Origin of the sequence: Pseudomonas sp. Leaf15, from assembly GCF_001421425.1 — a bacterium.
Lineage (GTDB): Bacteria > Pseudomonadota > Gammaproteobacteria > Pseudomonadales > Pseudomonadaceae > Aquipseudomonas > Aquipseudomonas salomonii.
The window spans coordinates 33182-59044 of sequence record NZ_LMKI01000037.1 but is presented as its reverse complement, the minus strand read 5'-3'; the positions used below and the strand labels follow the sequence as shown (position 1 = coordinate 59044).

Annotated in this window: 20 protein-coding genes; 10 read left to right on the top strand and 10 right to left on the bottom strand. The window is 61.0% G+C overall.

Annotated features, from left to right (window positions below; all coding sequences use genetic code 11):
* The 3 genes from ASE80_RS28995 (at nt 1) to ASE80_RS28985 (ending at nt 2592) form a co-directional block, all read left to right on the top strand.
* Nucleotides 1-1266 (top strand): ABC transporter permease, encoded by a 1266-nt coding sequence (locus tag ASE80_RS28995; protein ID WP_056861908.1) that lies wholly within the window; start codon nt 1-3, stop codon nt 1264-1266.
* Between the two features lie 11 nt (nt 1267-1277).
* On the top strand, nt 1278-1799 hold the full coding sequence (locus tag ASE80_RS28990) for a DUF3299 domain-containing protein (protein ID WP_056861907.1): 522 nt from the start codon (nt 1278-1280) through the stop codon (nt 1797-1799).
* A gap of 94 nt (nt 1800-1893) precedes the next feature.
* Entirely contained in the window at nt 1894-2592 is a 699-nt protein-coding gene (locus ASE80_RS28985; protein WP_017135983.1) for an OmpW/AlkL family protein, read from the top strand.
* Between the two features lie 156 nt (nt 2593-2748).
* Here ASE80_RS28985 and ASE80_RS28980 read toward each other — a convergent pair whose 3' ends face one another.
* Nucleotides 2749-3633: a sugar nucleotide-binding protein gene (locus tag ASE80_RS28980; protein ID WP_017135982.1), complete on the bottom strand. Its 885-nt coding sequence runs from the start codon at nt 3631-3633 to the stop codon at nt 2749-2751.
* A gap of 167 nt (nt 3634-3800) precedes the next feature.
* Between ASE80_RS28980 and ASE80_RS28975 the strand changes: the two genes are divergently transcribed.
* Complete coding sequence (locus ASE80_RS28975; RefSeq protein WP_056861906.1) at nt 3801-8048, top strand: DEAD/DEAH box helicase; 4248 nt, start codon at nt 3801-3803, stop codon at nt 8046-8048.
* A gap of 112 nt (nt 8049-8160) precedes the next feature.
* Here the strand turns inward: ASE80_RS28975 and ASE80_RS28970 are convergent, their stop codons facing one another.
* Nucleotides 8161-10269, bottom strand: a complete 2109-nt coding sequence (locus tag ASE80_RS28970; protein ID WP_056861905.1) for a mechanosensitive ion channel family protein — start codon at nt 10267-10269, stop codon at nt 8161-8163.
* Nucleotides 10270-10509: 240 nt separating this feature from the next.
* Between ASE80_RS28970 and ASE80_RS28965 the strand changes: the two genes are divergently transcribed.
* The 3 genes from ASE80_RS28965 to ASE80_RS28955 are packed head-to-tail and all read left to right on the top strand — an operon-like array spanning nt 10510 to nt 13494.
* Nucleotides 10510-11289: an endonuclease/exonuclease/phosphatase family protein gene (locus ASE80_RS28965; protein WP_056861904.1), complete on the top strand. Its 780-nt coding sequence runs from the start codon at nt 10510-10512 to the stop codon at nt 11287-11289.
* Nucleotides 11286-12548, top strand: coding sequence for a cardiolipin synthase ClsB (clsB, locus tag ASE80_RS28960; protein WP_056861903.1), 1263 nt, complete (start codon nt 11286-11288; stop codon nt 12546-12548). The genes ASE80_RS28965 and clsB overlap by 4 nt, the downstream gene beginning before the upstream one ends.
* Nucleotides 12538-13494 carry a lysylphosphatidylglycerol synthase domain-containing protein gene (locus ASE80_RS28955; RefSeq protein ID WP_056861902.1) on the top strand — a complete coding sequence of 319 codons (957 nt, stop codon included), beginning with the start codon at nt 12538-12540 and terminating at the stop codon, nt 13492-13494. Before clsB ends, ASE80_RS28955 begins: the two co-directional genes overlap by 11 nt.
* Before the next feature lie 112 nt (nt 13495-13606).
* Here ASE80_RS28955 and ASE80_RS28950 read toward each other — a convergent pair whose 3' ends face one another.
* Both ASE80_RS28950 and ASE80_RS28945 read right to left on the bottom strand, forming a co-directional pair.
* Entirely contained in the window at nt 13607-14362 is a 756-nt protein-coding gene (locus ASE80_RS28950) for an alpha/beta hydrolase family protein (protein ID WP_017135976.1), read from the bottom strand.
* Nucleotides 14352-15461 carry a DUF3182 family protein gene (locus ASE80_RS28945; protein WP_056861901.1) on the bottom strand — a complete coding sequence of 370 codons (1110 nt, stop codon included), beginning with the start codon at nt 15459-15461 and terminating at the stop codon, nt 14352-14354. Before ASE80_RS28945 ends, ASE80_RS28950 begins: the two co-directional genes overlap by 11 nt.
* Nucleotides 15462-15709: 248 nt before the next feature.
* Here ASE80_RS28945 and ASE80_RS28940 point away from each other — a divergent pair, with 248 nt between their 5' ends.
* Nucleotides 15710-16273 (top strand): cysteine hydrolase family protein, encoded by a 564-nt coding sequence (locus ASE80_RS28940; protein ID WP_056861900.1) that lies wholly within the window; start codon nt 15710-15712, stop codon nt 16271-16273.
* A gap of 17 nt (nt 16274-16290) precedes the next feature.
* Here the strand turns inward: ASE80_RS28940 and tam are convergent, their stop codons facing one another.
* Nucleotides 16291-17052: a trans-aconitate 2-methyltransferase gene (tam, locus tag ASE80_RS28935; RefSeq protein WP_056861899.1), complete on the bottom strand. Its 762-nt coding sequence runs from the start codon at nt 17050-17052 to the stop codon at nt 16291-16293.
* A 102-nt stretch (nt 17053-17154) separates the two neighbouring features.
* Here tam and ASE80_RS28930 point away from each other — a divergent pair, with 102 nt between their 5' ends.
* On the top strand, nt 17155-18063 hold the full coding sequence (locus ASE80_RS28930; RefSeq protein WP_056861898.1) for a LysR family transcriptional regulator: 909 nt from the start codon (nt 17155-17157) through the stop codon (nt 18061-18063).
* A gap of 67 nt (nt 18064-18130) precedes the next feature.
* On the opposite strand, the gene ASE80_RS28925 is transcribed toward ASE80_RS28930, so the two are convergent.
* Nucleotides 18131-18658, bottom strand: coding sequence for a single-stranded DNA-binding protein (locus ASE80_RS28925; RefSeq protein WP_056861897.1), 528 nt, complete (start codon nt 18656-18658; stop codon nt 18131-18133).
* 9 nt (nt 18659-18667) lie between these two features.
* A complete protein-coding gene (locus tag ASE80_RS28920; RefSeq protein WP_056861896.1) occupies nt 18668-20062 on the bottom strand; it encodes an MFS transporter in 1395 nt (464 codons plus the stop codon).
* Nucleotides 20063-20240: 178 nt separating this feature from the next.
* Between ASE80_RS28920 and uvrA the strand changes: the two genes are divergently transcribed.
* Entirely contained in the window at nt 20241-23075 is a 2835-nt protein-coding gene (uvrA, locus tag ASE80_RS28915; protein WP_056861895.1) for an excinuclease ABC subunit UvrA, read from the top strand.
* 65 nt (nt 23076-23140) lie between these two features.
* Here the strand turns inward: uvrA and bfr are convergent, their stop codons facing one another.
* From bfr to rplQ, 3 genes are all read right to left on the bottom strand, one after another.
* The gene (bfr, locus tag ASE80_RS28910) at nt 23141-23605 is read right to left on the bottom strand and encodes a bacterioferritin (protein ID WP_015886133.1); all 465 of its coding nucleotides are present in this window, start codon (nt 23603-23605) and stop codon (nt 23141-23143) included.
* Between the two features lie 155 nt (nt 23606-23760).
* A complete protein-coding gene (locus ASE80_RS28905) occupies nt 23761-25200 on the bottom strand; it encodes a catalase (RefSeq protein WP_371920518.1) in 1440 nt (479 codons plus the stop codon).
* 248 nt (nt 25201-25448) lie between these two features.
* On the bottom strand, nt 25449-25835 hold the full coding sequence (gene rplQ / locus ASE80_RS28900) for a 50S ribosomal protein L17 (RefSeq protein ID WP_007918448.1): 387 nt from the start codon (nt 25833-25835) through the stop codon (nt 25449-25451).
* Between the last annotated feature and the right edge of the window lie 28 nt (nt 25836-25863).

The following is a 25863-nucleotide window of genomic DNA, read 5'->3' as shown; positions in this document are numbered from 1 at the left end:
ATGTATCTGTTCCGTCTAGCCATGGCCAGCCTGGCTAACCGCCGCTTTACCGCGATCCTCACCGCCTTCGCCATCGCCCTGTCGGTGTGCCTGTTACTCGCCGTAGAGCGCGTGCGTGTTGAGGCGCGCAACAGTTTCGCCAGCACCATCAGCGGCACCGACCTGATCGTCGGCGCCCGTTCCGGCTCGGTCAACTTGCTGCTGTACTCGGTATTCCGCATCGGCAACGCTACCAATAACATCCGTTGGGACAGCTTCGAGCACTTCGCCGCCAGCCCGCAGGTGAAATGGGCGATCCCGATTTCCCTCGGCGACTCGCACCGTGGCTATCGCGTGATGGGCACCAACGCGTCCTACTTCGAGCATTACCAATACGGCCGCAAGCAGAACCTCGAACTGGCCAGCGGCCGCGCTTTCGCCACTGACCCGTTTGAAGTGGTGCTCGGCGCCGAAGTGGCGGATGCGCTGCACTACAAGCTCGGCGACAAGCTGGTGCTGGCCCACGGTGTAGCAGTGGTTAGCCTGGTCAAACACGACGACAAACCCTTCACCGTGGTCGGCATTCTCAAGCGCACCGGCACGCCGGTGGACCGCACGCTGCACATCAGCCTCGGCGGCATGGAGGCGATCCATATCGATTGGCACAACGGCGTGCCGGCCCAGGGCAAAGGCCGTATCAGTGCCGACCAGGCGCGCAATATGGACCTCACGCCGCAAGCGATCACCGCGTTCATGCTGGGCCTGAACAACAAGATTTCCACCTTCGCGCTGCAACGCGAGATCAATGAATTCCGTGGCGAGCCGATGCTGGCAATCCTGCCCGGCGTGGCGCTGCAAGAGCTGTGGAGCATGATGGGCACCGCCGAAAAAGCGCTGTTCGTGATCTCGCTGTTCGTGGTGCTGACCGGTTTGATCGGCATGCTCACCGCAATCCTCACCAGCCTCAACGAACGCCGCCGCGAGATGGCGATTTTGCGCTCGGTGGGCGCACGGCCGTGGCACATTGCGACACTGCTGATCTTCGAAGCCTTCGCGCTGGCCTTGTCGGGCGTCGTGGCGGGCGTGGGTCTGCTGTACGTGTGCATCGCCGCATCGCGCGGGTATTTGCAGGCCAACTACGGCCTGGACCTGCCGATGTCGTGGCCGAGTGAATATGAATGGACCTTGCTCGCCGGTATTCTGGCCGCCGCGCTGTTGATGGGTAGCGTGCCCGCGTGGCGCGCCTATCGGCAATCTTTGGCCGATGGCCTGTCCATACGTTTATGAGGAAGCTGTCGATGCGTCGTGCCCTGTTTGCGCTGTTGCTGCTGGTGGTGGTGCCCGCCTGGGCCGACGAGCAGCCCAAGGACCTGTCGTGGCAGGAAATGATTCCGCCGGACGCGCCGCCGGAAATCCCCAATATGAAACCGCTGCACGACCTGTCGAACATGGCTGATGCGCTCTCGGTGGAAGCGGCGCCTGCGGCCAAACAGGAACTGCCCAACGCGCCGGTGGTGCAGAGCCTTAACGGCAAGCACATCCGTTTGCCGGGCTATATCGTGCCCCTGGAAGTCAGCGAAGAAGGCCGCACCACCGAGTTTTTGCTGGTGCCGTATTTCGGCGCGTGCATCCACGTACCGCCGCCGCCGTCGAACCAGATCGTGCATGTGAAAAGCGAAGTCGGCGTGAAGCTCGATGAGCTGTATCAGCCGTATTGGATCGAAGGTGCGATGCAGGTCAAGCCGTCTTCCAGTGAGCTGGCCGATGCCGGTTACCAGATGGATGCCGAGAAGATTTACGTCTACGAGCTGCAGGAATAACGCTGATCGAGCTTTCATTGAGCTGAATCAAAAGATCGAACGGAACGATCTTTACCATTGGACGTACAACTTTTAACGTCCTTTTGGAGCTCCCATGAACAAGTCTCTGCTCGGCGCGTCCCTCTTCGCGCTTGCCCTTGCCGCCCCTGTCGCACACGCTCACGAAGCGGGTGACATTCTGATTCGCGCCGGTGCAATCACCGTGAACCCGAAAGCAGACAGCGGCCATGTGAAGGTTGACCAGGGGCCATTGGCCGGCACCAACCTGGGCGGCAAGGCGACCATGAGCAGCGACACCCAACTGGGCCTCAACTTCGCCTATATGATCACCAACCACATCGGTATCGAACTGCTGGCCGCCACGCCGTTCGAGCATGACGTGAAGATCAAGAACACCGCCCTGGGCGCCGCCAACGGCAAGCTCGGTACGCTCAAGCACCTGCCGCCGACCTTGAGCGTCGTGTACTACCCGCTGGACAACAAGTCCGCGTTCCAGCCGTATGTGGGCGCCGGTATCAACTACACCTGGATCTACGACGAGCACGTCGGCAGCCGCGCCGAACAAGCTGGTTTCAGCAACTTCAAGGCTGAAAACTCCTGGGGCTGGGCCGCGCAGATCGGTGCCGACTACATGATCAACGACAAGTGGATGATCAACGCCCAGGCGCGTTACATCGACATCAGCACCAAGGCGACTGTGGATAACAATGCGCTGGGCCAAGGCACACGTGCCAAGGTCAATGTGGATGTTGATCCGATGGTTTACATGGTGGGTATTGGTTACAAGTTCTAAACAAACCGCAGAACCCAATGTGGGAGCTGGGTTTGTGTGGGAGCCGGGCTTGCCCGCGATGCAGGCACCTCGGTGTATCAGTGATACCGGGGTGATGCTATCGCAGGCAAGCCAGCTCCCACACAACCCCAGCTCCCACATTTTTTTGTGTTGCCTTCAGCTATGCCGGTAGAACCGATCCAGCAGCGCCGGCAACCCCGCCCGCCACGCCCGTGGCTTGATGCCGAAGGTGTGAAGGATTTTCTTGCAGGCCAGCACCGCGTGCTGCGGCTCGTCCGCCGCATCCGGCCGGGCCGCGTGGGCCTGGGCGGTGGGTGATTCGATCGCCAGCGGATGAAAATTGCGCGCTTCGGTAAGGATCGCCTGGCCCAGCGCCAACGGCGTGGTCGCTTCGTGGCCGGCGTAGTGATAGGTGCCCCACAGCGGCGCCGCGCAATCGAGTTGCTTGAGCACCGAGATGATCACCCGCGCCGCGTCGTCCACCGGCGTCGGGTTGCCGCGCCGGTCATCGGCCATCAGCAATTCATCGGGTTTCTCGGCACGGGCCAGGAAGCGCCCGAGGGTCCCATCCACACTGTCATCCAGCAGCCAGCCAAAGCGCAGCAGCACATGTTGCGGGCAAGTGGCGCGCACGCTCTGCTCGATCCGCCATAACGCCTGGCCGCGCAGGCCCAGGGGCACCGGCTCGTCTTTTTCGCTGTAGGCGGTGGCGCGGGAGCCATCGAACACGCGGTAGCTGGACGGTTGCAGCAAGGTGATGTTGTGGTGCTGGCACAGTTCGGCCAGGCGTTCGATGGCGAACTCCTGGGCGGCCAAACGTGTTTCGCTGACCGCTTCGGCCTGGAACCAGTCGAAATAGTAGGCGAGGTTGATCAGCGCATCGGGACGGGTGTCGTCGAGCAATTGGGTGAGGCTCGCGGCATCCCAGCCGTCTTGGGGCGGTTTAGGTGCGAGGAAACCGATGTCTTCCTCTGCACCGAGGCGAATCAGCGCCTGCCCGAGGGCATTCCCGCCGCCCAGTAACATAAGGCGCATTCGCATAGATTGAGCAGGCCCGGTCTGTTTGGAACGATGGTTATTATCGGCAGGCGTGTGCGCCTTGCCGTAGGTTGTTGCCAGAATCGTTGCATTTTGCGGGTTTGTAGCGCAACCGTCACGGACAAAGTACCTGATTGCAACTTGTTGGAATGGGCAGTATCAATCAATAGATGAACCTTCCCGAATCAACCGACACGGTATTGGACGGCTTCCACCCCGCCGTCAGTGCCTGGTTTGGCAACACCTTTCCCTCGGTGACCGACGCCCAGGCCCAGGCGTGGCCGCTGATCCGCCAACGCCGCTCAACCTTGATCGCCGCGCCCACAGGCTCCGGCAAAACCCTGACTGCGTTCCTGGCGGTGCTCGATGACCTGGTGCATCAAGGCCTGGCCAACGGTGGGCAACTGCCGGACGAAACGCTGGTGGTGTACGTGTCGCCGCTCAAGGCGCTGTCCAATGACATCCAGATCAACCTGCAAAACCCGCTGGCCGGCATCACCGCGCAATTACAGGCGCAGGGCTTGCCGCCGCTGACTATCCGCACCGCCGTGCGCACCGGCGACACCCCGCAAAAAGACCGCGCACAAATGCGCAAACGGCCGCCGCATATCCTCGTCACCACGCCGGAATCACTCTACGTGCTGCTGGGCTCGGACTCCGGTCGGCAAATGCTTTCCAGCACGCGCACGGTGATCGTCGACGAAATCCATGCGATCGCCGCCGGTAAACGCGGCAGCCACCTGGCCCTGAGCCTGGAGCGCCTGCAAGGTTTATGCAGCGAGCCGTTGACCCGCGTCGGCCTGTCGGCCACGCAAAAGCCTATCGAGGCGGTGTCGCGCTTTTTAGTCGGCAGCGGGCGTGAGTGCGCCATCGTCGATATCGGCCACGCACGCCCCCGCGACCTGAATATCGAAGTACCACCGGTGCCGCTCTCGGCGGTGATGGCCAACGATGTGTGGGAATTGGTCTACGACCGCCTTGCCACACTGGCCCGCGAACACCGCACGACGCTGGTGTTCGTCAACACTCGGCGCCTGGCCGAACGCCTGGCCCGACACTTGAGCGAGCGTTTGGGCAAGACTGTCGTGGCCGCGCACCACGGCAGCCTGGCCAAAGAGCTGCGCCTGGACGCCGAGCAACGGCTCAAGGCCGGTGAGCTGCAAGTGCTGATCGCCACCGCGTCGCTGGAGTTGGGGATTGATATCGGTGAGGTCGACCTGGTGTGCCAGATCGGCTCACCCGGTTCCATCAACGGTTTTCTGCAAAGGGTCGGGCGTTCCGGCCACCAGGTCGGTGGCACGCCCAAGGGACGGCTGTTCGCCACCACCCGCGATGACTTGATCGAATGCGCCGCCCTGCTCGACTGCGTGCGGCGCGGCGAACTGGACATCTTGCACATCCCCATCGCCCCGCTGGACGTGCTGGCCCAACAGATCATCGCCGAAGTCAGCGCCCGCGAATGGCCGGAACAGGCGTTGCTGGCCCTCATCCGCCGCGCCTCACCCTACGCCGCACTCGATGAACGCCACTACCAGGCGCTGCTGCACATGCTCGCCGACGGCTACAACGGCCGCCAGGGCATCCGCAGCGCCTACCTGCACCGTGACGCCGTGACCCACACCCTGCGCGCCCGCCGTGGCGCCAAACTGACCGCCGTGACCAGCGGCGGCACCATCCCCGACAATGCCGACTACAGCGTATTGCTGGAGCCTCAGAGCCTGAACATCGGCAGCGTCAACGAAGACTTCGCGGTGGAAAGCATCGCCGGGGATATCTTCCAGCTCGGTAATACGTCCTACAGAATCCTGCGGGTAGAAAGCGGCAAAGTGCGTGTCGAAGATGCCCACGGCCAGCCGCCGACCATCCCGTTCTGGCTGGGTGAAGCGCCGGGGCGCAGCAACGAGTTGTCGGCGGCCGTCGCGCGCTTTCAGGGGCAGTTGGACGCCCTGCTCGCCACCACACCCGGTGACCTGCACCCCGCGCAAGACTGGCTCACCGCCAGCCTTGGCCTGAACCGCGCCAGCGCCGAACAGGTCCTCGATTACCTGGCCCGTGCGCGCCTGGCGCTGAGCGCTTTACCGTCCCAGGACACCTTGATCATGGAGAGGTTTTTCGACGAGTCCGGCGGCACTCAACTGATCATCCACACGCCGTTCGGCAGCCGCATCAACCGTGCGTGGGGCCTGGCACTGCGCAAGCGTTTTTGCCGCACGTTCAACTTTGAATTGCAGGCGGCCGCCAGTGAAAATGCAATCGTGCTGTCGCTGTCCACCAGCCACAGTTTTGAGCTGGATGAGGTGTGGCGCTATGTGAACAGCCACAGCGCCGAGCACCTGCTGATCCAGGCCGTACTGGATGCGCCGCTGTTTGGCGTACGCTGGCGCTGGAATGCGAGTGTGGCCCTGGCGTTGCCGCGCTACACCGGCGGGCGCAAGGTGGCGCCGCAGATCCAGCGCATGAAAAGCGAAGACCTGATCGCCAGCGTGTTTCCCGACCAGATTGCCTGCCTGGAAAACCTTGCCGGCGAGCGCGAAGTCCCCGAACACCCGCTGGTTGAGCAAACCCTCGACGACTGCCTGCACGAAGCCATGGACAGCGAAGGTTGGCTGACGCTGTTGCGGCGCATGGAGCGCGGCGAAGTGCGCCTGATCAGCCGCGACCTGCCTGCGCCCTCGCCCATGGCCGCCGAAATTCTCAGCGCGCGGCCCTACACCTTTCTCGACGACGCACCATTGGAAGAGCGCCGTACCCAGGCCGTGCTCAACCGTCGCTGGAGCGACCCGCAGAGTACCGACGACCTCGGCGCGCTGGACGCCGAGGCCATTGCCGGCGTGCGTGAAGAAGCCTGGCCCGCGCCCAATGGCCTGGATGAAATGCATGAAGCGCTGATGAGCCTGGCCTGTATCGCCGGCAACGAAGTCACGCCGCAATGGGCCGAGTGGTTGCACGCCTTGGCCAAAGGTGGGCGCGCCTATCAACTGGACAATGGCCTGTGGGTGGCGGTGGAACGCTTGAGTTGCATACAAGCGATCTATCCGAATGACTTGCCGTTGTTGCCAGGCTTCGATGAACCGTGGGCCTTTGACGATGCGCTGGCTGAAGTGCTGCGCGCGCGCCTCGGCGGTTTCGGCCCGTTGAGCCTGGCCGAGATCGCCACGCCGTTGGCCCTGCCGGTCGCGGATATCAGCCAGGCACTCGCGCGTCTGGAGCAGGAAGGCTACGTGCTGCGCGGCCATTTCAGCCCCGGCGCCAGCCAGGAACAATGGTGCGAGCGGCATTTGCTCGCGCGTATCCATCGCTACACCGTCAAGCGCCTGCGCCGGGAAATCGAGCCGGTGGCGCTGCAGGATTTCATGCGCTTTCTGTTCGATTGGCAGCACCTGTCCGACGGCACCCGTGGCCAGGGCAGCGCAATGTTGCCGCAAATTGTCGGGCAGTTCGAAGGCTACGCCGCCGCCACCTCGGCCTGGGACAGCGACTTGCTCAGTGCGCGGCTCAAGGACTATTCCTCCACCTGGCTCGACGAGCTGTGCCGCAGCGGCAAACTGGTGTGGACGCGCCTGAGCCACAAGGCCGGCGCCCTGGCATTGCGCAGTACGCCGGTGGTACTGCTGCCACGCAGCCAGGTGCCGTTGTGGAGCGGGCTGACCGAACCGACCGACAGCACCACGTTGTCGCCCAAAGCGCAAAAGGTCCACCTGGCGCTGCGTGAACACGGCGCGCTGTTCTTCGACGAACTGGTGCACGAAGCCCATCTGCTGCGCAGCGAACTGGAAACCGCCTTGCAGGAACTGGTGGGCGCAGGGCTGGTGAATGCCGACAGTTTCGCCGGGCTGCGGGCCTTGACCACGCCCGCCAGCAAACGCCAGGCGCGCAGCAGCCGGCGGGGTCGCGGAGCATTTATCGGCGGCATGGACGACGCCGGGCGCTGGGCCCTGGTGCGCCGCTCCCCCACCGCCGCTGGCCCGCATTCGGCCGAGACCCTGGAGCATGTGGCCATGACCCTGCTGCGCCGTTATGGCGTGGTGTTCTGGCGGTTGCTGGAGCGCGAAGCCGACTGGCTGCCTAGCTGGCGCGAATTGCTGCGCACCTTCCATCGCCTGGAGGCGCGGGGCGAGATTCGCGGCGGACGGTTTGTGAGTGGTTTGGCGGGGGAACAGTTTGCGCTGCCGGAGGCGATCCCGTTGCTACGTGAGGTCAGACGTCGGCCGCATGACGGCAGTTTGATTGCGGTGTGCGGGGCGGACCCGTTGAACCTGGTGGGCACCTTGCTACCGGGCAGCAAAGTGCCTGCGGTGAGTGGTAACCGGATTGTGTATCGCGATGGCTTGCCGGCGGCGGTGATGGTCGCGGGTAAGCAGCAGGTGTTGCTGGAGGAGGACTTGCAGGCGGTGCAGGAGAAGTTAATCAGGCGCTGAACCCTCTGTTGACCTTGCCGGCCTCATCGCGGGCAAGCCCGGCTCCCACAGGGGAATGCATTCCAACGGTGGGAGCTGGCTTGCCTGCGATGAGGCCGGAACATTCATTACATCATTGAGGCCTGTGCTGCTCGGTCACCACCACCGCACCCGGCACCTCCTCACCCGCCTCATCCACATGCGCCGAACGCTTGGGCAGCCAAACCTGCTGTGGATAAGTTTGCGCGAAGTGCACCTCATCACAGTTATCCACAAGTTTTTTCAGGCGTTGGTTAAACGCGCGGCTCACAGCATATTGCCCGCCCGACACGGTACGGAACTGCGCCGTCAGCACCACGCCGTTGAGGTCCATCTTGTCGACCCCGAACACTTCCAGCGGACCTTGCAGGTTGTACTTGAGGAACACATCGTCGCGGATCGACTGCCCCGCCTCACGGATCAGCTCCACAGCCTTGTCCACGTCGGTGTCGTAGGTGAACTGCACCGAGAAGAACGCATAGGCAAACTGCCGCGACTGGTTGGTGACCGCCTTGATCTGCCCGAACGGCACCGAGTGCACAAACCCCTTGCCGTCTCGCAGACGCAGGGTGCGGATGGTCAGGCCTTCCACGGTGCCGGCATGGCCGGAGTCGAGCACTACCCAATCGCCGATCGACAGCGTGTCTTCAATGATGATGAACAGGCCGGTGATCACGTCCTGCACCAACTGCTGGGAGCCAAAACCGATGGCCAGACCGACCACACCGGCACCGGCCAGCAGAGGTGCGACATTGATGCCCAGGTTAGCCATGGTGGTGATCGCGCAGATCACCACCAGCACGATCTTCACCGCATTGCGCAACAACGGCAGGATGGTTTTGACTCGCGTGCTGGGCTGGCGACTGGAGCGCTTGTTGACCGGCGGCTTCAAGGCTTCCTGGATCGCCGTGTCGAGCACCACCCAGAACAGCCAGGTCACCAGCAGGATCAGGCCAATGCTGCTGAGGGAATCGCTGATCGCCCGGCCTACCGAGTTACGCTGGGCAAATTCGAACAGCGATACACCCCAGATACGCCCGAGAATTTCGATAAACGCGATGGCCATGGCGATGCGCAGTATTGCGTGCAGCAGGCTGAGGAAGCGCTCTTTGTAGGCGCTGCTGCGCTGGATCGCCACCTGGCTGCGGGACTTGAACAGGTGTTGCAACACCGTGCTGAGAAACACTGTGCCGATCAACAGAATCGTGGTGAACAGCGCGCAACGCAAAGCTTTCTGGTTATCGTCGCCGGCACCGATCAGGTTGATCGCCGAGACCAGCACCATCAACAGAATCGGCCAATACCACAGCCCGGAAAACACTCGCAGCGATTGCTGCAGCGCCGGGTGTTTGAGGCGCTGGGCCAGCGGCCGATTGCGGATCAGATGCGCGACCGGACGGCGCAGGCGCACCACCAGCACGCCGAAAATCACCGCCGCGAACAGGCCGGTAAACACCGCGATGCTGCTGGTGATATTGCCACCCAACTGGCGCGCGATCTGCGGGCTGGTCAGGGCATCGCTGAGGGCGGCGAGAAAGCCGATCAGGAACAGCGGCTTGGGGCAATAGTTGCGAATAATCTGCACGGCCGGGCGTTTATGGCCGACGTTGAACATGACGATGACGCACAACAGCATCGACGTGGAGAAGATGCCGCTGCTGGTGGCATAGGCAAAACACAGCGCCAGCGCACGGCCTACGGAGCTGGGTAAAAAGTGGCTGACGTAAAGCGTCAGCGGCAGGCAGATCACGGCTGGAATCGTGTAGGGCACCACGTAGCCAAGAACGCCCTGCAGACGCCCGCGCTGTGCAACGAAACGCCGCCGACCCAGGCGTTGCACGCTAAAGCGCCCCAGCAGTGTGAGCGCCGCAAAGGCGCCGACCCACACCCCGGACAGCAGCAGGAAGTCCCCGGCCACGCTCCACGGCGAACGTTGGGCGGTTTGATCGACCAGCCGCCCGACTTCATCCGCCGCACGGTCGGCGCGCAGGCGCCAGGCGTCGATGAGGTTCTGGTTGAGGTCGAGTTTGTCTTGCACATCGTCAATGCTGGAGCTGATGGCGCCGAGCAAGCCACCTTCGACCAGCAACTCCGGCTTGGCGGGAGCCTCAGCTGCCGCAGGCGCCGCGGCCGCGGCTTGCAGCGCGCCATTGCCACACACCAACAGCGCGACGAGCAGTAATGCAGTCTTTAGATTCAGCAAAACACCGGGCTCCTTCAGCAGGGTCTGTAAGGAACTGACGGGTTTGAGCGCTGATCGTTCCCACGCTCTGCGTCCATGGGACGCGGAGCGTCCCGGGCTGCGTTACCACGCGGGGCGTGGGAACGATCGGTTAACAGCACCGCCTGTAGGTCACTCGAAACTTTCCGTCAACACCCGCAGTCAGCCAATAACATCAGCCAATAAAACAGGCTCACCCTTTACCTATCCACAGGAGCGATCATGGCTGCGATTGCCGACTGGGTGCCCGTTACGCCCAGCACCGCCATCACCCGCTTCACCGTGCTGACGGTCAATATCCACAAGGGTTTCACCGCGTTGAACCGACGCTTCATCCTGCCCGAGTTGCGTGAGGCGGTGCGCAGCGTGGGCGCCGACATGGTGTTCCTGCAGGAAATCCACGGCACCCATGAGCGGCACCCGCAGCGTTACAGCGACTGGCCGAAGATGCCGCAGTATGAGTTCCTCGCCGACAGCATCTGGCCGCAGTTCGCCTACGGCCGCAACGCGGTCTACCCGCATGGCGACCACGGCAACGCGCTGCTGTCCAAATTCCAGATCATCCGCTACGACAACCTCGATATCTCCCTGAGCGGGCATGAAAGCCGTGGCCTGCTGCATTGCGTGCTGCGCTTGCCGGGCAGCGGCCAAGAGGTGCATGCGATCTGCATGCACCTGGGCCTGCGCGAGGTGCATCGCCAGCAGCAATTGCGTTTGCTGGAGCAGCGCATTGCCGAGATTCCGGCTGACGCGGCGCTGATCGTCGCCGGTGATTTCAATGACTGGCGCCACAAGGCCGACCTGAGCCAAAGCGGGCTCAGGGAAGTGTTTATCGAAGCCCATGGCAAACCGGCGCGCACCTTTCCGGCGCGCCTGCCATTGCTGCCTTTGGATCGCATCTATGTGCGTAACCTGAAGGTGCATAACCCCAGGGCGCTGACGACGCGGCCCTGGTCTCACCTGTCAGACCACGTGCCGCTGTCGGTGGAGATCGAACTATGAATGTCGCCGTGGAACACATTGCCACCGACCAGCCACCGGATGATGCCAAGGCCCGCGACCTGGATTACGGCTGGCAACCGGGCAACCGCATTGAGCTGCTGGAGAACGGCGAGGCGTACTTTCCCGCCGTCTTCGAGGCCATGCGCCAGGCGCAGCGGGAGATCCTGCTGGAAACCTTTATTCTGTTCGAAGACAAGGTTGGCCATGAACTGCAAGGCATCCTGATTGAGGCGGCGCAGCGCGGCGTAAAGGTGATCGTCAGCCTCGATGGCTTTGGCTGCGGCGAGCTGAGCCCTGCCTTTCTCGGTGAGCTGGCCGAGGCCGGGGTGACGGTGCAAATGTTTGACCCGGCAGCGAAGATAGTGGGCATTCGCACCAACTGGTTCCGTCGCCTGCACCGCAAGATTGTGGTGGTGGACGCCGCCGTGGCGTTTATCGGCGGGATCAATTTTTCTGCCGACCACTTGGGTGATTTCGGCCCCGAAGCCAAGCAGGATTATGCCGTGCAGGTAAGCGGCCCGGCCGTGGCGGACCTGCATCATTTCGCCCTCGCCCAAAGTGGCCGCCAGGTGCGCACGCGACGCGGCTGGCGACGGCGCCAGCAACGGCCATCGCTGTGGCCGACGCACACCGACGACGGCCTGGTGCGCCTGATTTATCGCGATAACCTGCAACACCGCGATGATATCGAAGAGGCCTATATACACGCCTTGAGCAAGGCGCAAAAACGCGTGGTGATTGCCAACGCCTACTTCTTCCCAGGCTATCGCCTGCTGCGTGAAATCCGCAATGCCGCGCGACGTGGCGTACAGGTGCAACTGATCATGCAGGGCCAACCCGATGTGCTGCTGGCCAAGCTCGCCGCGCGCATGCTGTATGACTATTTGCTCAAGGATGGCGTAGTGATTCACGAGTATTGCCAGCGCCCGTTGCATGGCAAAGTGGCCTTGGTGGATGACGACTGGAGCACTGTGGGTTCGAGCAACCTGGACCCATTGAGCCTGTCGCTGAACCTGGAAGCCAACGTGCTGATTCGTGACCGCGCGTTCAATCAACAGCTGTACGAAAGCCTGGAAACACTGGCGCGCAATCACTGCCAGACCATGCCGGAAAAGCGCAAGCCGCGCCTGTGGTTATGGCGATTGACCGTGGGCTTTTTGGTGTTCCATGTCATGCGGCACTTCCCCGCCCTGACGGGTTGGCTGCCGGCACACAAACCGCGCCTCAAGCCATTCGAGAGCCAGGCCCATGACCACTGAAAGCGGCGGCTCGCGGTTCAAGCGCTGGAAGAAACCGCTGACGATCGCGTTCTTTCTGCTGCTGATTGTGCTGTTCACCCTGCTAGCGCGGCGCATCGACTGGAGCGAAGTGCTGCAGACGCTGGCGGACTTCAAGCTGCGCACGCTGTTGATCGCCGGTGGGCTGACGCTTTGCAGCTTTCTTGTCTACGCCAGCTTCGACCTGATCGGCCGCACTTACATTCGCCAGGATTTGCGCTGGAAGCAGATCCTGCCGGTGGGGATCATCAGCTATGCCTTCAACCTCAACCTGAGCGCGTGGGTCGGCGGCATTGCCATGCGCTATCGGCTGTATTCGCGGCTCGGGGTGAGCACCAGCAATATCGCCAAGATTCTTGGGCTGAGCCTGGCCACCAACTGGTTTGGCTATATGGCCGTGGCCGGTGTGGTGTTCAGCAGTGGGTTGGTGACCATGCCGCCGGGTTGGAAGGTCAGCAGCGGCGCGTTGCAAGGCATTGGCATGCTGCTGGTGCTGGCCAGCCTGGGTTACTTGGCGGCGTGCCAGTTTGCCAAGAAACGCGCGTGGTCGGTCAAGGGTATCGAGATCAACTTGCCGTCGTTGCGCATGGCCTGTTTGCAGCTGGCGCTGGGTGCGTTGAACTGGTCGTTGATGGCGGCGGTGATCTTTACTTTACTGCCGGCCAAGCTGGACTACCCGCTGGTATTGGGCGTGCTGCTGATCAGCGCGATTGCCGGGGTGATCACCCATATCCCCGCCGGGCTCGGTGTGCTGGAAGCAGTGTTTATCGGGCTGATGCAGCATGAGGCGTCGCGGGGAAGTTTGCTTGCAGGGCTGATTGCCTACCGGGCGATCTACTTTATTTTGCCGCTGTTGGTGGCGTTGGTGATGTATTTGGCGGTGGAGGCAAAGGCCAAGGCGTTGCGGGTCAAGAAAACACCGGCGTGAACGGTGTCGGCAGTTCGATCGCCATCGCGGGCAAGCCCGCTCCCACAGGTTGCAATACATTCCAAGTGTGGGAGCCGGGCTTGCCCGCGATGAGGCCCTAAAGGGCACCCCACTATCGTGACTGAATAATGCTCAACCGCTCCCCCACCACCATCTCGGTAATCCAGTCCACCAGGATCGAGGTGTAGGCCTGCTGCGACACCGGGTCGCTCAACGAATGATCGGCGCCATCGATGATCCGATGGGTCAGCGAATGGGTGTTCTGGCAGGCCGCGCGGTAACTCATGATGGTGGCATGGGGCACGTGGTCGTCGGTTTCCGACTCGACGATCAGCACATCACCGCTGAACTTGGCGCAGGCATGCAGGGCGCGATTGGTCTCGGCGTGTACCAGGGTGCTGCGGTAATCCATCAGGTCGGCCTTATCCAGGTCGCGCTTGGGCTTGAGCCACTCCTGGTCGCGATACAACGCCGGCACGCGCAGCGCCAACCAGCGTACCGGGCGCAATGAGGTGAGAATCGCCGCCAGATAGCCGCCATAACTGGTGCCCACCACGGCCACGGCCGAGGTGTCGATGGCGGGGTGTGAGAGCAGCCGATCATAGGCCGCCAGCAAATCGCGCAGGTTGTCTTCACGGGTGACGCGGGACAAGGGAATGCCGGTGCCGGCGTGGCCGCGCAGGTCGAAGGTCAGGCACACGCAGCCTAAGCCCGCGATGCCTTTGGCGCGCTCCAGGTCGCGTTCCTGGCTGCCGCCCCAGCCGTGCACAAACAAAACGCCGGGGACTTTGGATTTTGGGCTCAGGAAGGTGCCGCTCATCTGTTCGTCGTCAATATCGATCGCAATGCTTTCGCTTCTAGCCGTCATAAGATTTAACCGTCACATACTTGAGAAGAAAGTCGCTGTTTTCGGCCGGGCCGCGATACACCTCAATAGCGTGCGCCGGCAGCGGTTGGTCCACATAGGTCTCTACCGAGGACACATGAATCGCCCGCAGGCCGGGGTTATTGATTAAGCTTTGCAGCGCCGCGACTTCCGCGCTGCTGGCCCCACCCATGCGCCAGGATTGTTCGAGCACGCCACTACGGCGTTGGCCGTCACTGTCCAGGCCTTGGGCAATGTCGTAATTGCGCCGCGAGGCATAGAAACCAGGGTAGGCCTCATCGGCGGCACTGTCGAAGACCTGGGCTTGTTGGATGGCTTCGCGCACATCGTCGGGCAAATCGAGCTCAAGCAGATCTTCATAGCCACCGGGCACCACCAGCAAGGTCGAGCCGCCGTAAACCTCTTCGCCGTGCCCGTCCTGGGTGAGAAATTGCTCGCCGCAGTAGCTGATCACGTGATCGCCGATAAAGCTCTGGCCCACACTGTGGGTGGTGACGTCGTGCAGATCCTGCTCCAGCACTACGCCATCGTTGAACAGCTGCGCCGCTTCGGGTCGCGCCAGCAAAGCCTCGAATGCGTCGAGGCTGTGGATAACCTCCTGGCCGCGTCCAGCACAGGCATGCACCGGTTTCATGCGAATCGGCCCGCTGTAGAGCAAGCGCGTGGCGGCAGGCAATGCGTCTTCAAGGGCAAACACGCTGAGCCCGTCGAGAACAACCGTGCGCACACGTTCACAGAACGCTGGCGACCAGCCTTCAGGCGCCGTGGCGTCAGGACTTAGCAGGCCGTGGGTGATCGCTTTGGTACAGATGAACGCGTGATCGACATAACCGCCCCACAGATCTTCCGGCCCTTTGATATTGAGCGGCTGCGCTTGAGCGGGGCCGACCAGGGTTTGGGTGGGCAAGACATATAAGTCGAGGCCATCATGTAGCCGCGGGTCATAGCTGCCGCCGAATTTTAGCCCAAGGATCTGCGCCAGCCAGCGCGCGAGGGCGCGATTGGTTTCGACTTCATGCTGCGGCGCCCCTTGTCGGGTGGAGTGGGCGACTACGCGTTTTTTGCGTTGAATCGGGGTCATGCATCCCCCTTGGCGATCCTGCCATGTGTGTGCAAGGAAGGTTGCATGGATCACGCCAAGGCAAGGCTGGGGAGGATGGCCGTTAAATCAAACAGTTACTGACACAGAGATGGCACTAGGCCTGTTTTATTCTGCACGACAGGGGTTTAAACGGACGGTGTTCTGCACGACGCCGCCATCAAAGCAGCTGCGTGGATGGCGACGGGCCAGCTAAGATGCAAGGCACTGCGAACCTCATAAGGACACCCATGGCCAAGCAAGCGCTCATCCTCATCGATATCCAGAACGATTACTTCCCCGAAGGCAAGTGGCAGCTCGATGGCGTGGAAGCCGCGGCGGACAAGGCTGTGCAGGTGCTGCAGGCATTTCGCCAGGCGGGCGACGCCGTCATCCATGTGCGCCATGAATTCACCAGCGAAGACGCGCCCTTCTTCACGCCAGGCTCCGAGGGCGCACACCTGCATGCCAAGGTACTCAACGAGGGCAACGAGCCGGTGGTGCTTAAACACTTTGTGAACGCGTTTCGCGGGACTAACCTGCGCAGCGTGCTGGAACAACGCGCCATCACTGACGTGGTGGTGGTCGGCAACATGAGCCATATGTGCATCGACGCCGTGGTGCGGGCTGCGGCGGACCTGGGCTACAAGGTCACGCTGATTCACGACGCCTGCGCAACCCGCGACCAGGCATTCAATGGCCAGGTGATTGCGGCCGCGCAGGTGCATGGCGCTTATATGGCCTCGCTGGCTTTCGGGTATGCCAGCGTGGTGTCGACGGATGAGTACTTGAAGGCGCAAGCGGCGGCACGATGACCTGCGCTTGCTGGCCTTCAGCGCGTTGCGATGATGAACAGGCGTGGAAAAGGCAACAACACAGTGCCATCAGCCAGGGCTGGGTAAGCCTGGGTGATACGTGCCTGGTATTGCTGCAGGAATGCGGCTTTTTCGCTGTCGGTTAACGGCGCAAGAAACGGCCGCAATGCCGACGCCTTGAACCACTCCACCACCGCCGCGTGATCGGCCAGCGGGTGTTGATAGGTGGTGCGCCATACGTCGACAGTGCTGCAATGTTTGCTCAGCAACTCGTAGTAGTAACTCGCGGTGTGCCGCTCGTTATGTTTGACCGCACCGATCTTGGCCGCCCACGGGCCATCTGCCGCCACTTCGCGGGCCAGCCGATGGGCCGGTTCGTCAAGGTTGTCCGGGGTTTGTACGGCGAAGGTGCCGCCAGGTGTCAACTGGTCGACCAGATGCGGGTAGAGCGTGGCGTGGTCCGGCAGCCATTGCAGAGAGGCGTTGGCGAGGATCACATCGTATTTCTGCGACGGGCTCCAGGCGCCGATGTCTGCCAGCTCGAAATTCAGTTGCGGCAGGCGCTTGCGGGCGTCGACCAGCATGTCGTCAGAGCTGTCAATACCCGTAATGTGCGCCTGCGGGAAACGATCGGCCAACACTTCGGTTGAATTGCCGGGGCCGCATCCCAGGTCGACGGCGCTACGGACCTCGCCATTCGCAATAGCCGCAACCAAGTCACGGACCGGACGGGTGCGTTGCTGTTCAAACATCGTGTATTGCTTGGCAGACCAGGTCATCGCGGCTTTCCTTCTTTGTTAGAGGTGGCCACAGCCTAAATCTTGTGAACCATGAGAACAAATGCCAGGATTGGCAACCTCCCATACCTTGAAAGTATCCTTATGTTGGAGCTTCGCCAGCTTAGAGCCTTCGTGGCCATTGCCGAGGAAGGCTACATCACCCGCGCCGCGGAACGCCTGGGCATGCAGCAACCACCCTTGACGCGCTTGCTACAAAGTCTTGAAACGCAATTGGGCGTGGTGCTGATGGAGCGCCTGCCCCGAGGTGTGCGCCCAACCACGGCGGGCCTGGCATTGTTGGATGAGGCCCGAGATATTTTGGCCCGAGCCGAAGGTATTACCGACGTGGTACGCCGTGCCGCCCGGGGTGAGCGAGGCCGACTCGCCATTGGCTTTACCAGCTCGGCGGCATTGCACCCGTTTGTGCCCAGCGTGCTGCGGCGGTTTCGCGAGGCCTTTGTGGGTGTCTCGGTGATACTGGAGGAAGCAGGAACCGGCGAGCTGCTGGACGCGCTGGTGCAGGAAAAACTGGATGCCGCGTTTATCCGCTCCCCGCTCAGTGGCACGCAGCTGCTGCAGGACGAACCTATCCTGGTGGAGCCCATGCTGCTGGCCCTGCCGACCGATCATCCCTTGGCACTCGATGCGGGGCAGCCGTTACCCTTGGCAGCCTTGGCTGATGAGGCTTTTGTGCTCTATCGCCGGCGCGTGGGGTTGGGTTTGTATGACGCCATCCTGGTGGCCTGCCGTGAAGCCGGGTTCAGCCCACAGGTGGTGCAGGAAGCGCCCCGCATGACGGCGACCTTGAGTCTTGTGGCTGCAGGGCTTGGGGTCTCCATCGTGCCCGCCTCCATGCAGCGGCTGCGCGGCGATGGCATTGTTTATCGCGAGCTGATCGAGTGCCAGAGCCTGGTGGCGCCGTTGCATTTGGCCACGCGTATTGGTGACGGCTCGGCGGTCTTGCGCAGGTTCAAGGAGATGGTGGTCACAGCGGCCGCGACGGACGCCTGATTGCAGGCATTAAAAAACCCCCGAGGCTTTCGCCTGCGGGGGTTTTGCTCGTTCCGGGCCTGGGACCTTAGAACGGGATATCGTCATCAAAGCTGTCGAAATCCGGAGCCGGCTGTGGAGCGGCCTGCTGTGGAGGCGGTGCCTGGCGCGACTGTTGCGGAGCCGATTGCTGTGGGCGCGGAGCCTGCTGGCGTGGGGCCGGAGCGGACTGCTGGTAGTTATTGCCCCCGCCTTGTTGGTCGCCCTGCTGTGGACGGCCGCCCAGCAACTGCATGGTGCCTTGCATGTCGACTACGATTTCAGTGGTGTAACGCTTGATGCCGTCTTTTTCCCACTCGCGGGTTTGCAGCTTGCCTTCGATGTAGACCTGCGAACCTTTGCGCAGGTACTCACCAGCGATCTCTGCAACCTTGCCGAACAACGACACGCGGTGCCACTCGGTTTTCTCTTTGCGCTCGTTGGTCTGCTTGTCGGTCCACTGTTCGCTGGTCGCCAGACTCAGGTTGGTCACGGCGTTACCGTTAGGCAAGTAGCGAACTTCGGGATCCTGGCCGCAAGTACCGACCAATATGACTTTGTTAACCCCACGGGCCATAACGTTCTCCTAGGCTGGGCGCGCTGTCGGCACTGGATTGACCAGTTGCTCAAGCGTCGCGCGATCCAATAATTCGGTGTCCAATTTGATGTAAATGGCCGCCTCTTCAGCAACCACCACTGCATCTGTTACTCCTACGACGGCCTTTAGGCGCTCTACCAGGCCGCTTTCACGGATCGCCTCGGGCGATAGCGGCAAACGCAGACTTGTGACGTAGGGAGGTTCGCGCATGGTAACAGCAAAGGCCAGCCAAAGTGCAGCCAGCCCGGCGCATCCCAGGAACACAACCGACAAACCGCCATGCTGGAACATCCAGCCGCCCATGATGCCGCCAAGCGCAGAACCCAGGAACTGGCTGGTGGAATACACCCCCATCGCCGTGCCCTTGCCGCCGGCCGGTGAAACTTTACTGATCAGCGAAGGCAATGATGCCTCCAGCAGGTTGAACGCGGTGAAAAACACCACCGTACCCGTTACCAGTGCCCGCAGGCTGTCGCCGAACTGCCAGAAGAATAGCTCAGTGAGCATCAGCGTCGCGACGGCGCCGAGCAAAACTCGTTTCATTTTGCGTTTCTTCTCGCCGTAGATGATGAACGGGATCATGGCGAAAAACGAAATCAGCAGTGCGGTGAGGTACACCCACCAGTGCTGTTCCTTGGGCAAACCGGCTTTTTCGACCAGTGCCAGGGGCAACGCAACGAAGCTGCACATCAGCATTGCGTGCAACACGAAGATACCTAAATCCAGGCGCAGCAGGTCCGGGTGTTTGAGCGTCGGCAGTAACGCCTTGCGTGCAACGCCCGACTCACGGTGCGCCAGCGTGCCGGTAGAGCGCGGCACCATAAAGGCCACGATCACGATGCCGAACAACGCCATGCCGCCGGTGGCGAGGAACAGCCCGTGCAAACCGAAGGCGCGGGTCAGCAAGGGGCCAACCACCATCGCAACGGCAAAGGACAGGCCGATGGTCATGCCGATCATGGCCATGGCCTTGGTGCGGTGCTGTTCGCGGGTCAGGTCCGAGAGCAGCGCCATCACTGCCGCAGAAATCGCCCCGGCGCCCTGTAGGACGCGCCCGGCAATCACACCCCAGATCGAATCGGATTGCGCCGCGAGCACACTGCCGAGGGCGAACACGATCAGCCCCAGGTAGATGACGGGACGACGGCCGATACGGTCGGAAATGATCCCGAACGGAATCTGAAAAAGTGCCTGGGTCAGGCCATAGGCGCCAATCGCCAGGCCGATCAGTGCGGGGGTCGCTCCTGCGAGATCCATTCCATAGGTCGCCAGCACCGGCAACACCATAAACATGCCTAGCATACGGAACGCGAACACCAGGGCCAGACCGCTTGCTGCTCGGGTCTCGCCGCTACTCATGCGTTCGCTGTGGGGATCGTGCATGGAAAAACCTCGTGTGAACCGGCGGCGATTCTACCAGTCCCATCGATTGAGAGGGTATATGCGGCGCTTTGCCGCGCAGCTTTCATCTAAGGCTGCACCCGGCACTTTGACAGTGTATATTCATCCAGTCTTTAGCCGTATACTCCGGCATTATTTACGCCCGCCGTGCGAGGCCATCTTGGACAAGATCCTGATTCGTGGGGCTAGAACCCACAACCTGAAGAACATCGACCTGACCCTGCCCCGGGACAAACTGATCGTCATCACCGGCTTGTCCGGCTCGGGCAAATCGTCCCTGGCGTTCGACACGCTGTATGCCGAGGGCCAGCGCCGCTATGTTGAATCGCTGTCGGCCTATGCCCGGCAGTTCCTGTCGATGATGGAAAAACCCGACGTCGACACCATCGAAGGCCTGTCGCCGGCGATTTCCATCGAACAGAAGTCGACCTCCCATAACCCGCGTTCCACCGTGGGCACCATCACCGAGATCTACGACTACCTGCGTCTGCTGTATGCCCGCGTGGGTATTCCCCGTTGCCCGGATCACGACATTCCGTTGGAAGCCCAGACCGTCAGCCAGATGGTCGACCTGGTACTGGCCCAGCCGGAAGGCGCCAAGCTGATGCTGCTGGCGCCGGTGATCCGTGAGCGCAAGGGTGAGCACCTGTCGGTCTTCGAAGAGCTGCGTGCCCAGGGCTTTGTGCGGGCGCGCATCAACGGCAAGCTGTATGAGCTGGATGAAGCGCCGAAACTCGACAAGCAGAAGAAGCATTCGATTGATGTGGTGGTCGACCGCTTTAAAGTACGTGCCGATTTGCAGCAGCGTTTGGCGGAATCGTTCGAGACCGCGCTGAAGCTGGCCGATGGCATTGCCCTGGTCGCACCAATGGATGACGAACCGGGCGAAGAGATCATCTTCTCCGCACGTTTTGCTTGCCCGATCTGCGGCCATGCGATCAGCGAGCTGGAACCCAAGCTGTTTTCCTTCAACAACCCGGCTGGCGCCTGCCCGACATGCGATGGCCTGGGCGTGAAGCAGTTCTTCGACATCAAGCGCCTGGTCAATGGTGACCTGACGTTGGCGGAGGGTGCCATACGCGGCTGGGACAGGCGCAACGTCTATTACTTCCAGATGCTGGGGTCGTTGGCGTCGCACTATAAATTCAGCCTGGAAGTGCCGTTCAATCAACTGCCGGCCGAGCAGCAGAAAGTCATCCTGCACGGCAGTGGTTCGCAGAACGTCGACTTCAAGTACCTGAACGACCGTGGCGATATCGTTAAGCGTTCCCACCCGTTCGAAGGCATCGTGCCGAACCTGGAGCGTCGCTACCGCGAGACCGAGTCGGCCAGCGTGCGCGAAGAGCTGGCGAAATTTCTCAGCACCCAACCTTGCCCGGACTGCCGTGGCACGCGCCTGCGTCGTGAGGCGCGACACGTATGGGTCGGTGAAAAAACACTGCCGGCGGTCACCAACCTGCCGATCGGCGATGCCTGTGAATATTTCGGTGTACTCAAGCTGACCGGTCGACGTGGGGAAATTGCCGACAAGATTCTCAAGGAAATTCGTGAGCGCTTGCAGTTCCTGGTCAATGTCGGCCTGGACTACCTGTCGCTGGATCGCAGCGCGGATACCTTGTCCGGTGGTGAGGCCCAGCGGATTCGCCTGGCCAGCCAGATTGGTGCCGGCCTGGTGGGCGTTCTGTACATCCTCGACGAGCCGTCGATCGGCCTGCACCAACGCGACAATGATCGCCTGCTGGGTACGCTCAAACACCTGCGCGATATCGGCAACACGGTGATCGTGGTTGAGCACGATGAAGACGCGATTCGCCTGGCCGATTATGTGGTCGACATCGGCCCAGGTGCGGGTGTGCATGGCGGGCATATTGTCGCCGAGGGCACGCCTGCCGAAGTGATGGCTCACCCGGACTCGTTGACTGGCAAGTACCTGTCCGGTCGCGTGAAAATCGCAGTGCCAGCCAAACGTACGCCGCGTAACAAAAAAATGGCGTTGCACCTCAAGGGCGCGCGCGGCAACAACCTGCGCAATGTCGACCTGGAGATTCCGCTGGGCCTGCTGACCTGCGTGACCGGTGTTTCCGGCTCGGGCAAATCGACGCTGATCAACAACACGCTGTTCCCCCTGAGTGCCACCGCCCTGAACGGCGCGACCACCCTGGAAGCGGCTGCACACGACAGCATCAAGGGCCTGGAGCACTTGGACAAGGTGGTCGATATCGACCAAAGCCCGATTGGCCGCACACCCCGCTCGAACCCTGCGACCTATACCGGGTTGTTCACGCCGATACGCGAACTGTTTGCCGGCGTGCCAGAGTCTCGCTCACGGGGCTATGGGCCTGGCCGGTTCTCGTTCAACGTCAAGGGTGGCCGCTGCGAAGCTTGCCAGGGCGATGGCCTGATCAAAGTGGAGATGCACTTCCTGCCGGACATCTACGTGCCGTGCGATGTGTGCAAGAGCAAGCGCTACAACCGCGAGACACTGGAGATCAAGTACAAGGGCAAGAACATCCACGAAACCCTGGAGATGACCATCGAGGAAGCGCGGGTGTTCTTCGACGCGGTTCCGGCATTGGCGCGCAAGCTGCAGACGTTGATGGATGTGGGCCTGTCGTACATCAAGCTGGGGCAGTCGGCGACTACGTTGTCAGGCGGTGAGGCGCAGCGGGTGAAGTTGTCCCGTGAATTGTCCAAGCGCGATACGGGCAAGACCCTGTATATCCTTGATGAGCCGACTACGGGCCTGCACTTTGCGGATATTCAGCAATTGCTCGACGTATTGCACCGCTTGCGTGACCACGGCAATACAGTCGTGGTGATCGAGCACAACCTCGATGTGATCAAGACCGCCGACTGGCTGGTAGACCTGGGGCCGGAAGGCGGCTCCAAGGGTGGCCAGATCATTGCGGTGGGCACGCCGGAGCAGGTCTCCGAGATGCCACAGTCGCATACGGGTTACTACTTGAAGCCACTGTTGGCGCGCGACAAAGCCTGATTGATCGGGCGCATGAAAAAGCCCCTGTCACGTTGCGGTGACAGGGGCTTTTTTGTAGCTGGAAATCAGAACTGCGATTGCAGGTAATTCTCCAGACCGACCAACTTGATCAGCCCCAACTGCTTTTCAAGCCAGTAGGTGTGATCTTCTTCGGTGTCATTCAACTGCACGCGCAGGATCTCGCGAGTGACATAGTCGTTGTGCTGCTCGCAAAGCTCGATGCCCTTGCAGAGCGCGGCACGCACCTTGTACTCGAGACGAAGGTCGGCAGCGAGCATGTCAGGCACCGTGGTGCCCACGTCCAGGTCGTCGGGACGCATGCGCGGCGTGCCTTCGAGCATCAGGATACGGCGCATCAGCGCGTCGGCGTGCTGTGCCTCTTCTTCCATTTCATGGTTGATACGCTCGTAGAGCTCGGTAAAGCCCCAGTCTTCGTACATACGCGAATGGATGAAATATTGGTCACGAGCTGCCAGTTCGCCCGTCAGCAACGTGTTGAGGTAATCGATTACGTCGGGGTGACCTTGCATCGCCCTACATCTCCCTGCTTGAAAGTCTGTAGTTTGAACCATGCTGACTCGAAGGTCACGGGACAAACGGCAGAAAAGCGAAGACATTCAGAGAAAAGTAGCGGAAATAACGCAAAAACCGCCCAAATGAGGGCGGTTCTGCTTCTCGTTTAGAGTCAGCTAAGCGTTACGCCCAATGCAGTTGCAATGCCTTGGCCATAAGCTGGATCAGCCTTGAAAAAGTGCTGGAGCTGACGTTGAACCACATCACTGCTAACGCCGGCCATCGCGCCGGCTATGTTGTTAATCAGCAGTGTTTTCTGAGCGTCGTCCTGCAGGCGGAACAACGCACCGGCGTGGCTGTAGTAGTCAGTGTCTTCACGTTGATCATAACGGTCAGCAGCACCGCTCAGCGCCAGAGGCGGCTCAGCGTACTGTGGCGCCTGCTTTGGTGTATCCGCAAAGCTGTTGGGCTCATAGTTAGGAGCCGCACCACCGTAACCAAAGGACATGGAACCATCGCGCTGGTTGTTATTGACCGGACTCAATGGGGAGTTGATCGGCAGCTGCTGATGGTTGGTGCCAACGCGATAGCGGTGGGCATCCGCATAGGCGAAAACGCGACCTTGAAGCATACGGTCTGGCGACAGCCCAACACCCGGAACCATATTGCTTGGACCGAAGCATGCCTGCTCGACTTCAGCAAAGTAATTCACTGGATTACGGTTCAGCTCCAGTTCACCCACCTCGATCAACGGAAACTCCTGCTGCGACCAGGTTTTGGTCACATCGAACGGGTTCTCGTAGTGAGCAGCTGCCTGAGCCTCGGTCATGATCTGGATGTTGACGCTCCACTTTGGAAAGTCACCGCGCTCAATTGCAGCAAACAGGTCACGCTGCGCGTAGTCAGGATCGGTACCGGCGATACGTGTTGCCTCCTCGGGTGTCAGGTTCTTGATCCCTTGCTTGGTTTTATAGTGCCACTTGACCCAATGGCGCTCGCCTTTAGCGTTGATAAGGCTGTAGGTATGACTCCCAAAGCCGTGCATGTGACGATAGCCGTCTGGAGTACCACGATCCGAGAACAAAATTGTGATCTGGTGCAGCGCCTCTGGGGACAATGACCAGAAGTCCCAGACCATTTGGGCACTTTTGAGGTTGGTTTGGGGCAAGCGTTTCTGGGTGTGGATAAAATCCGGAAACTTGAGCGGGTCGCGAATGAAGAACACCGGGGTGTTGTTGCCAACGATGTCCCAGTTACCTTCCTCGGTGTAAAACTTCAAGGCAAAGCCGCGCGGGTCACGCGCAGTATCTGCCGAGCCACGCTCGCCACCTACCGTAGAGAAACGCAAAAACGTAGGGGTCTGCTTGCCTACGGACTCAAAAAGTTTGGCACGGGTGTATTGGGTGATGTCCCGAGTGACGGTAAACGTACCGTGCGCACCTGAACCTTTGGCGTGCACACGACGCTCAGGGATGTTCTCACGGTTGAAGTGCGCAAGCTTCTCGATGAGGTGAAAGTCATCGAGCAGCAATGGGCCACGCGGGCCCGCCGTGCGGGAGTTCTGGTTATCAGCGACTGGAGCGCCGCTGGCGGTAGTCAGAATTGTACTCATGCTCAATCTTCCTCAGGTCAGGCTTAGAACTGCCGGCTAATCGGCTTGGAGGGAGTATTGACCATCAAGATGACACCATCAAATGCATTAAATCATGGACTTTGATAGAAAATAACTAACAACCCGTCAGGGCGAATAGAGTTTGGATTAATAAGAGAACCGGCAGCGACCTGAGAAATATAGACGGCTTTTCTATCGCCCACAAAAAACCGGGCACTAGGCCCGGTTTTTCGTTACAGCGTGTCGTCTTACTCGGCGCTTACAGCTTCGCCAGCAGTAGCACGATCAACCAACTCGACGTACGCCATTGGCGCGTTGTCGCCAGTGCGGAAGCCGCACTTGAGGATGCGCAGGTAGCCACCCTCACGGGTAGCGTAACGCTTGCCCAGGTCGTTGAAGAGCTTACCAACGATAGCTTTCGAACGGGTACGGTCGAAAGCCAAACGGCGGTTAGCCAGGCTGTCTGTCTTGGCCAAAGTGATCAGCGGCTCAGCAACGCGACGCAGTTCTTTAGCTTTCGGCAGTGTAGTTTTGATCAGCTCGTGCTCGAACAGCGACACCGCCATGTTTTGAAACATGGCCTTGCGGTGCGAGCTGGTACGGCTCAGGTGACGACCACTTTTACGATGACGCATGGTTCATTCCTTACCAAACTCACGTTCG

Coding starts and splice junctions, on each gene's coding strand:
- ASE80_RS28975 (WP_056861906.1), top strand. CDS start 3,801: ATGAACCTTCCCGAATCAACCGACACGGTATTGGACGGCTTCCACCCC.
- ASE80_RS28945 (WP_056861901.1), bottom strand. CDS start 15,461: ATGACCCCGATTCAACGCAAAAAACGCGTAGTCGCCCACTCCACCCGA.
- ASE80_RS28925 (WP_056861897.1), bottom strand. CDS start 18,658: ATGGCCCGTGGGGTTAACAAAGTCATATTGGTCGGTACTTGCGGCCAG.
- ASE80_RS28990 (WP_056861907.1), top strand. CDS start 1,278: ATGCGTCGTGCCCTGTTTGCGCTGTTGCTGCTGGTGGTGGTGCCCGCC.
- ASE80_RS28980 (WP_017135982.1), bottom strand. CDS start 3,633: ATGCGAATGCGCCTTATGTTACTGGGCGGCGGGAATGCCCTCGGGCAG.
- ASE80_RS28985 (WP_017135983.1), top strand. CDS start 1,894: ATGAACAAGTCTCTGCTCGGCGCGTCCCTCTTCGCGCTTGCCCTTGCC.
- tam (WP_056861899.1), bottom strand. CDS start 17,052: ATGACCTGGTCTGCCAAGCAATACACGATGTTTGAACAGCAACGCACC.
- ASE80_RS28920 (WP_056861896.1), bottom strand. CDS start 20,062: ATGCACGATCCCCACAGCGAACGCATGAGTAGCGGCGAGACCCGAGCA.
- ASE80_RS28940 (WP_056861900.1), top strand. CDS start 15,710: ATGGCCAAGCAAGCGCTCATCCTCATCGATATCCAGAACGATTACTTC.
- clsB (WP_056861903.1), top strand. CDS start 11,286: ATGAATGTCGCCGTGGAACACATTGCCACCGACCAGCCACCGGATGAT.
- rplQ (WP_007918448.1), bottom strand. CDS start 25,835: ATGCGTCATCGTAAAAGTGGTCGTCACCTGAGCCGTACCAGCTCGCAC.
- ASE80_RS28995 (WP_056861908.1), top strand. CDS start 1: ATGTATCTGTTCCGTCTAGCCATGGCCAGCCTGGCTAACCGCCGCTTT.
- bfr (WP_015886133.1), bottom strand. CDS start 23,605: ATGCAAGGTCACCCCGACGTAATCGATTACCTCAACACGTTGCTGACG.
- ASE80_RS28905 (WP_371920518.1), bottom strand. CDS start 25,200: ATGAGTACAATTCTGACTACCGCCAGCGGCGCTCCAGTCGCTGATAAC.
- ASE80_RS28950 (WP_017135976.1), bottom strand. CDS start 14,362: ATGACGGCTAGAAGCGAAAGCATTGCGATCGATATTGACGACGAACAG.
- ASE80_RS28965 (WP_056861904.1), top strand. CDS start 10,510: ATGGCTGCGATTGCCGACTGGGTGCCCGTTACGCCCAGCACCGCCATC.
- ASE80_RS28930 (WP_056861898.1), top strand. CDS start 17,155: ATGTTGGAGCTTCGCCAGCTTAGAGCCTTCGTGGCCATTGCCGAGGAA.
- ASE80_RS28955 (WP_056861902.1), top strand. CDS start 12,538: ATGACCACTGAAAGCGGCGGCTCGCGGTTCAAGCGCTGGAAGAAACCG.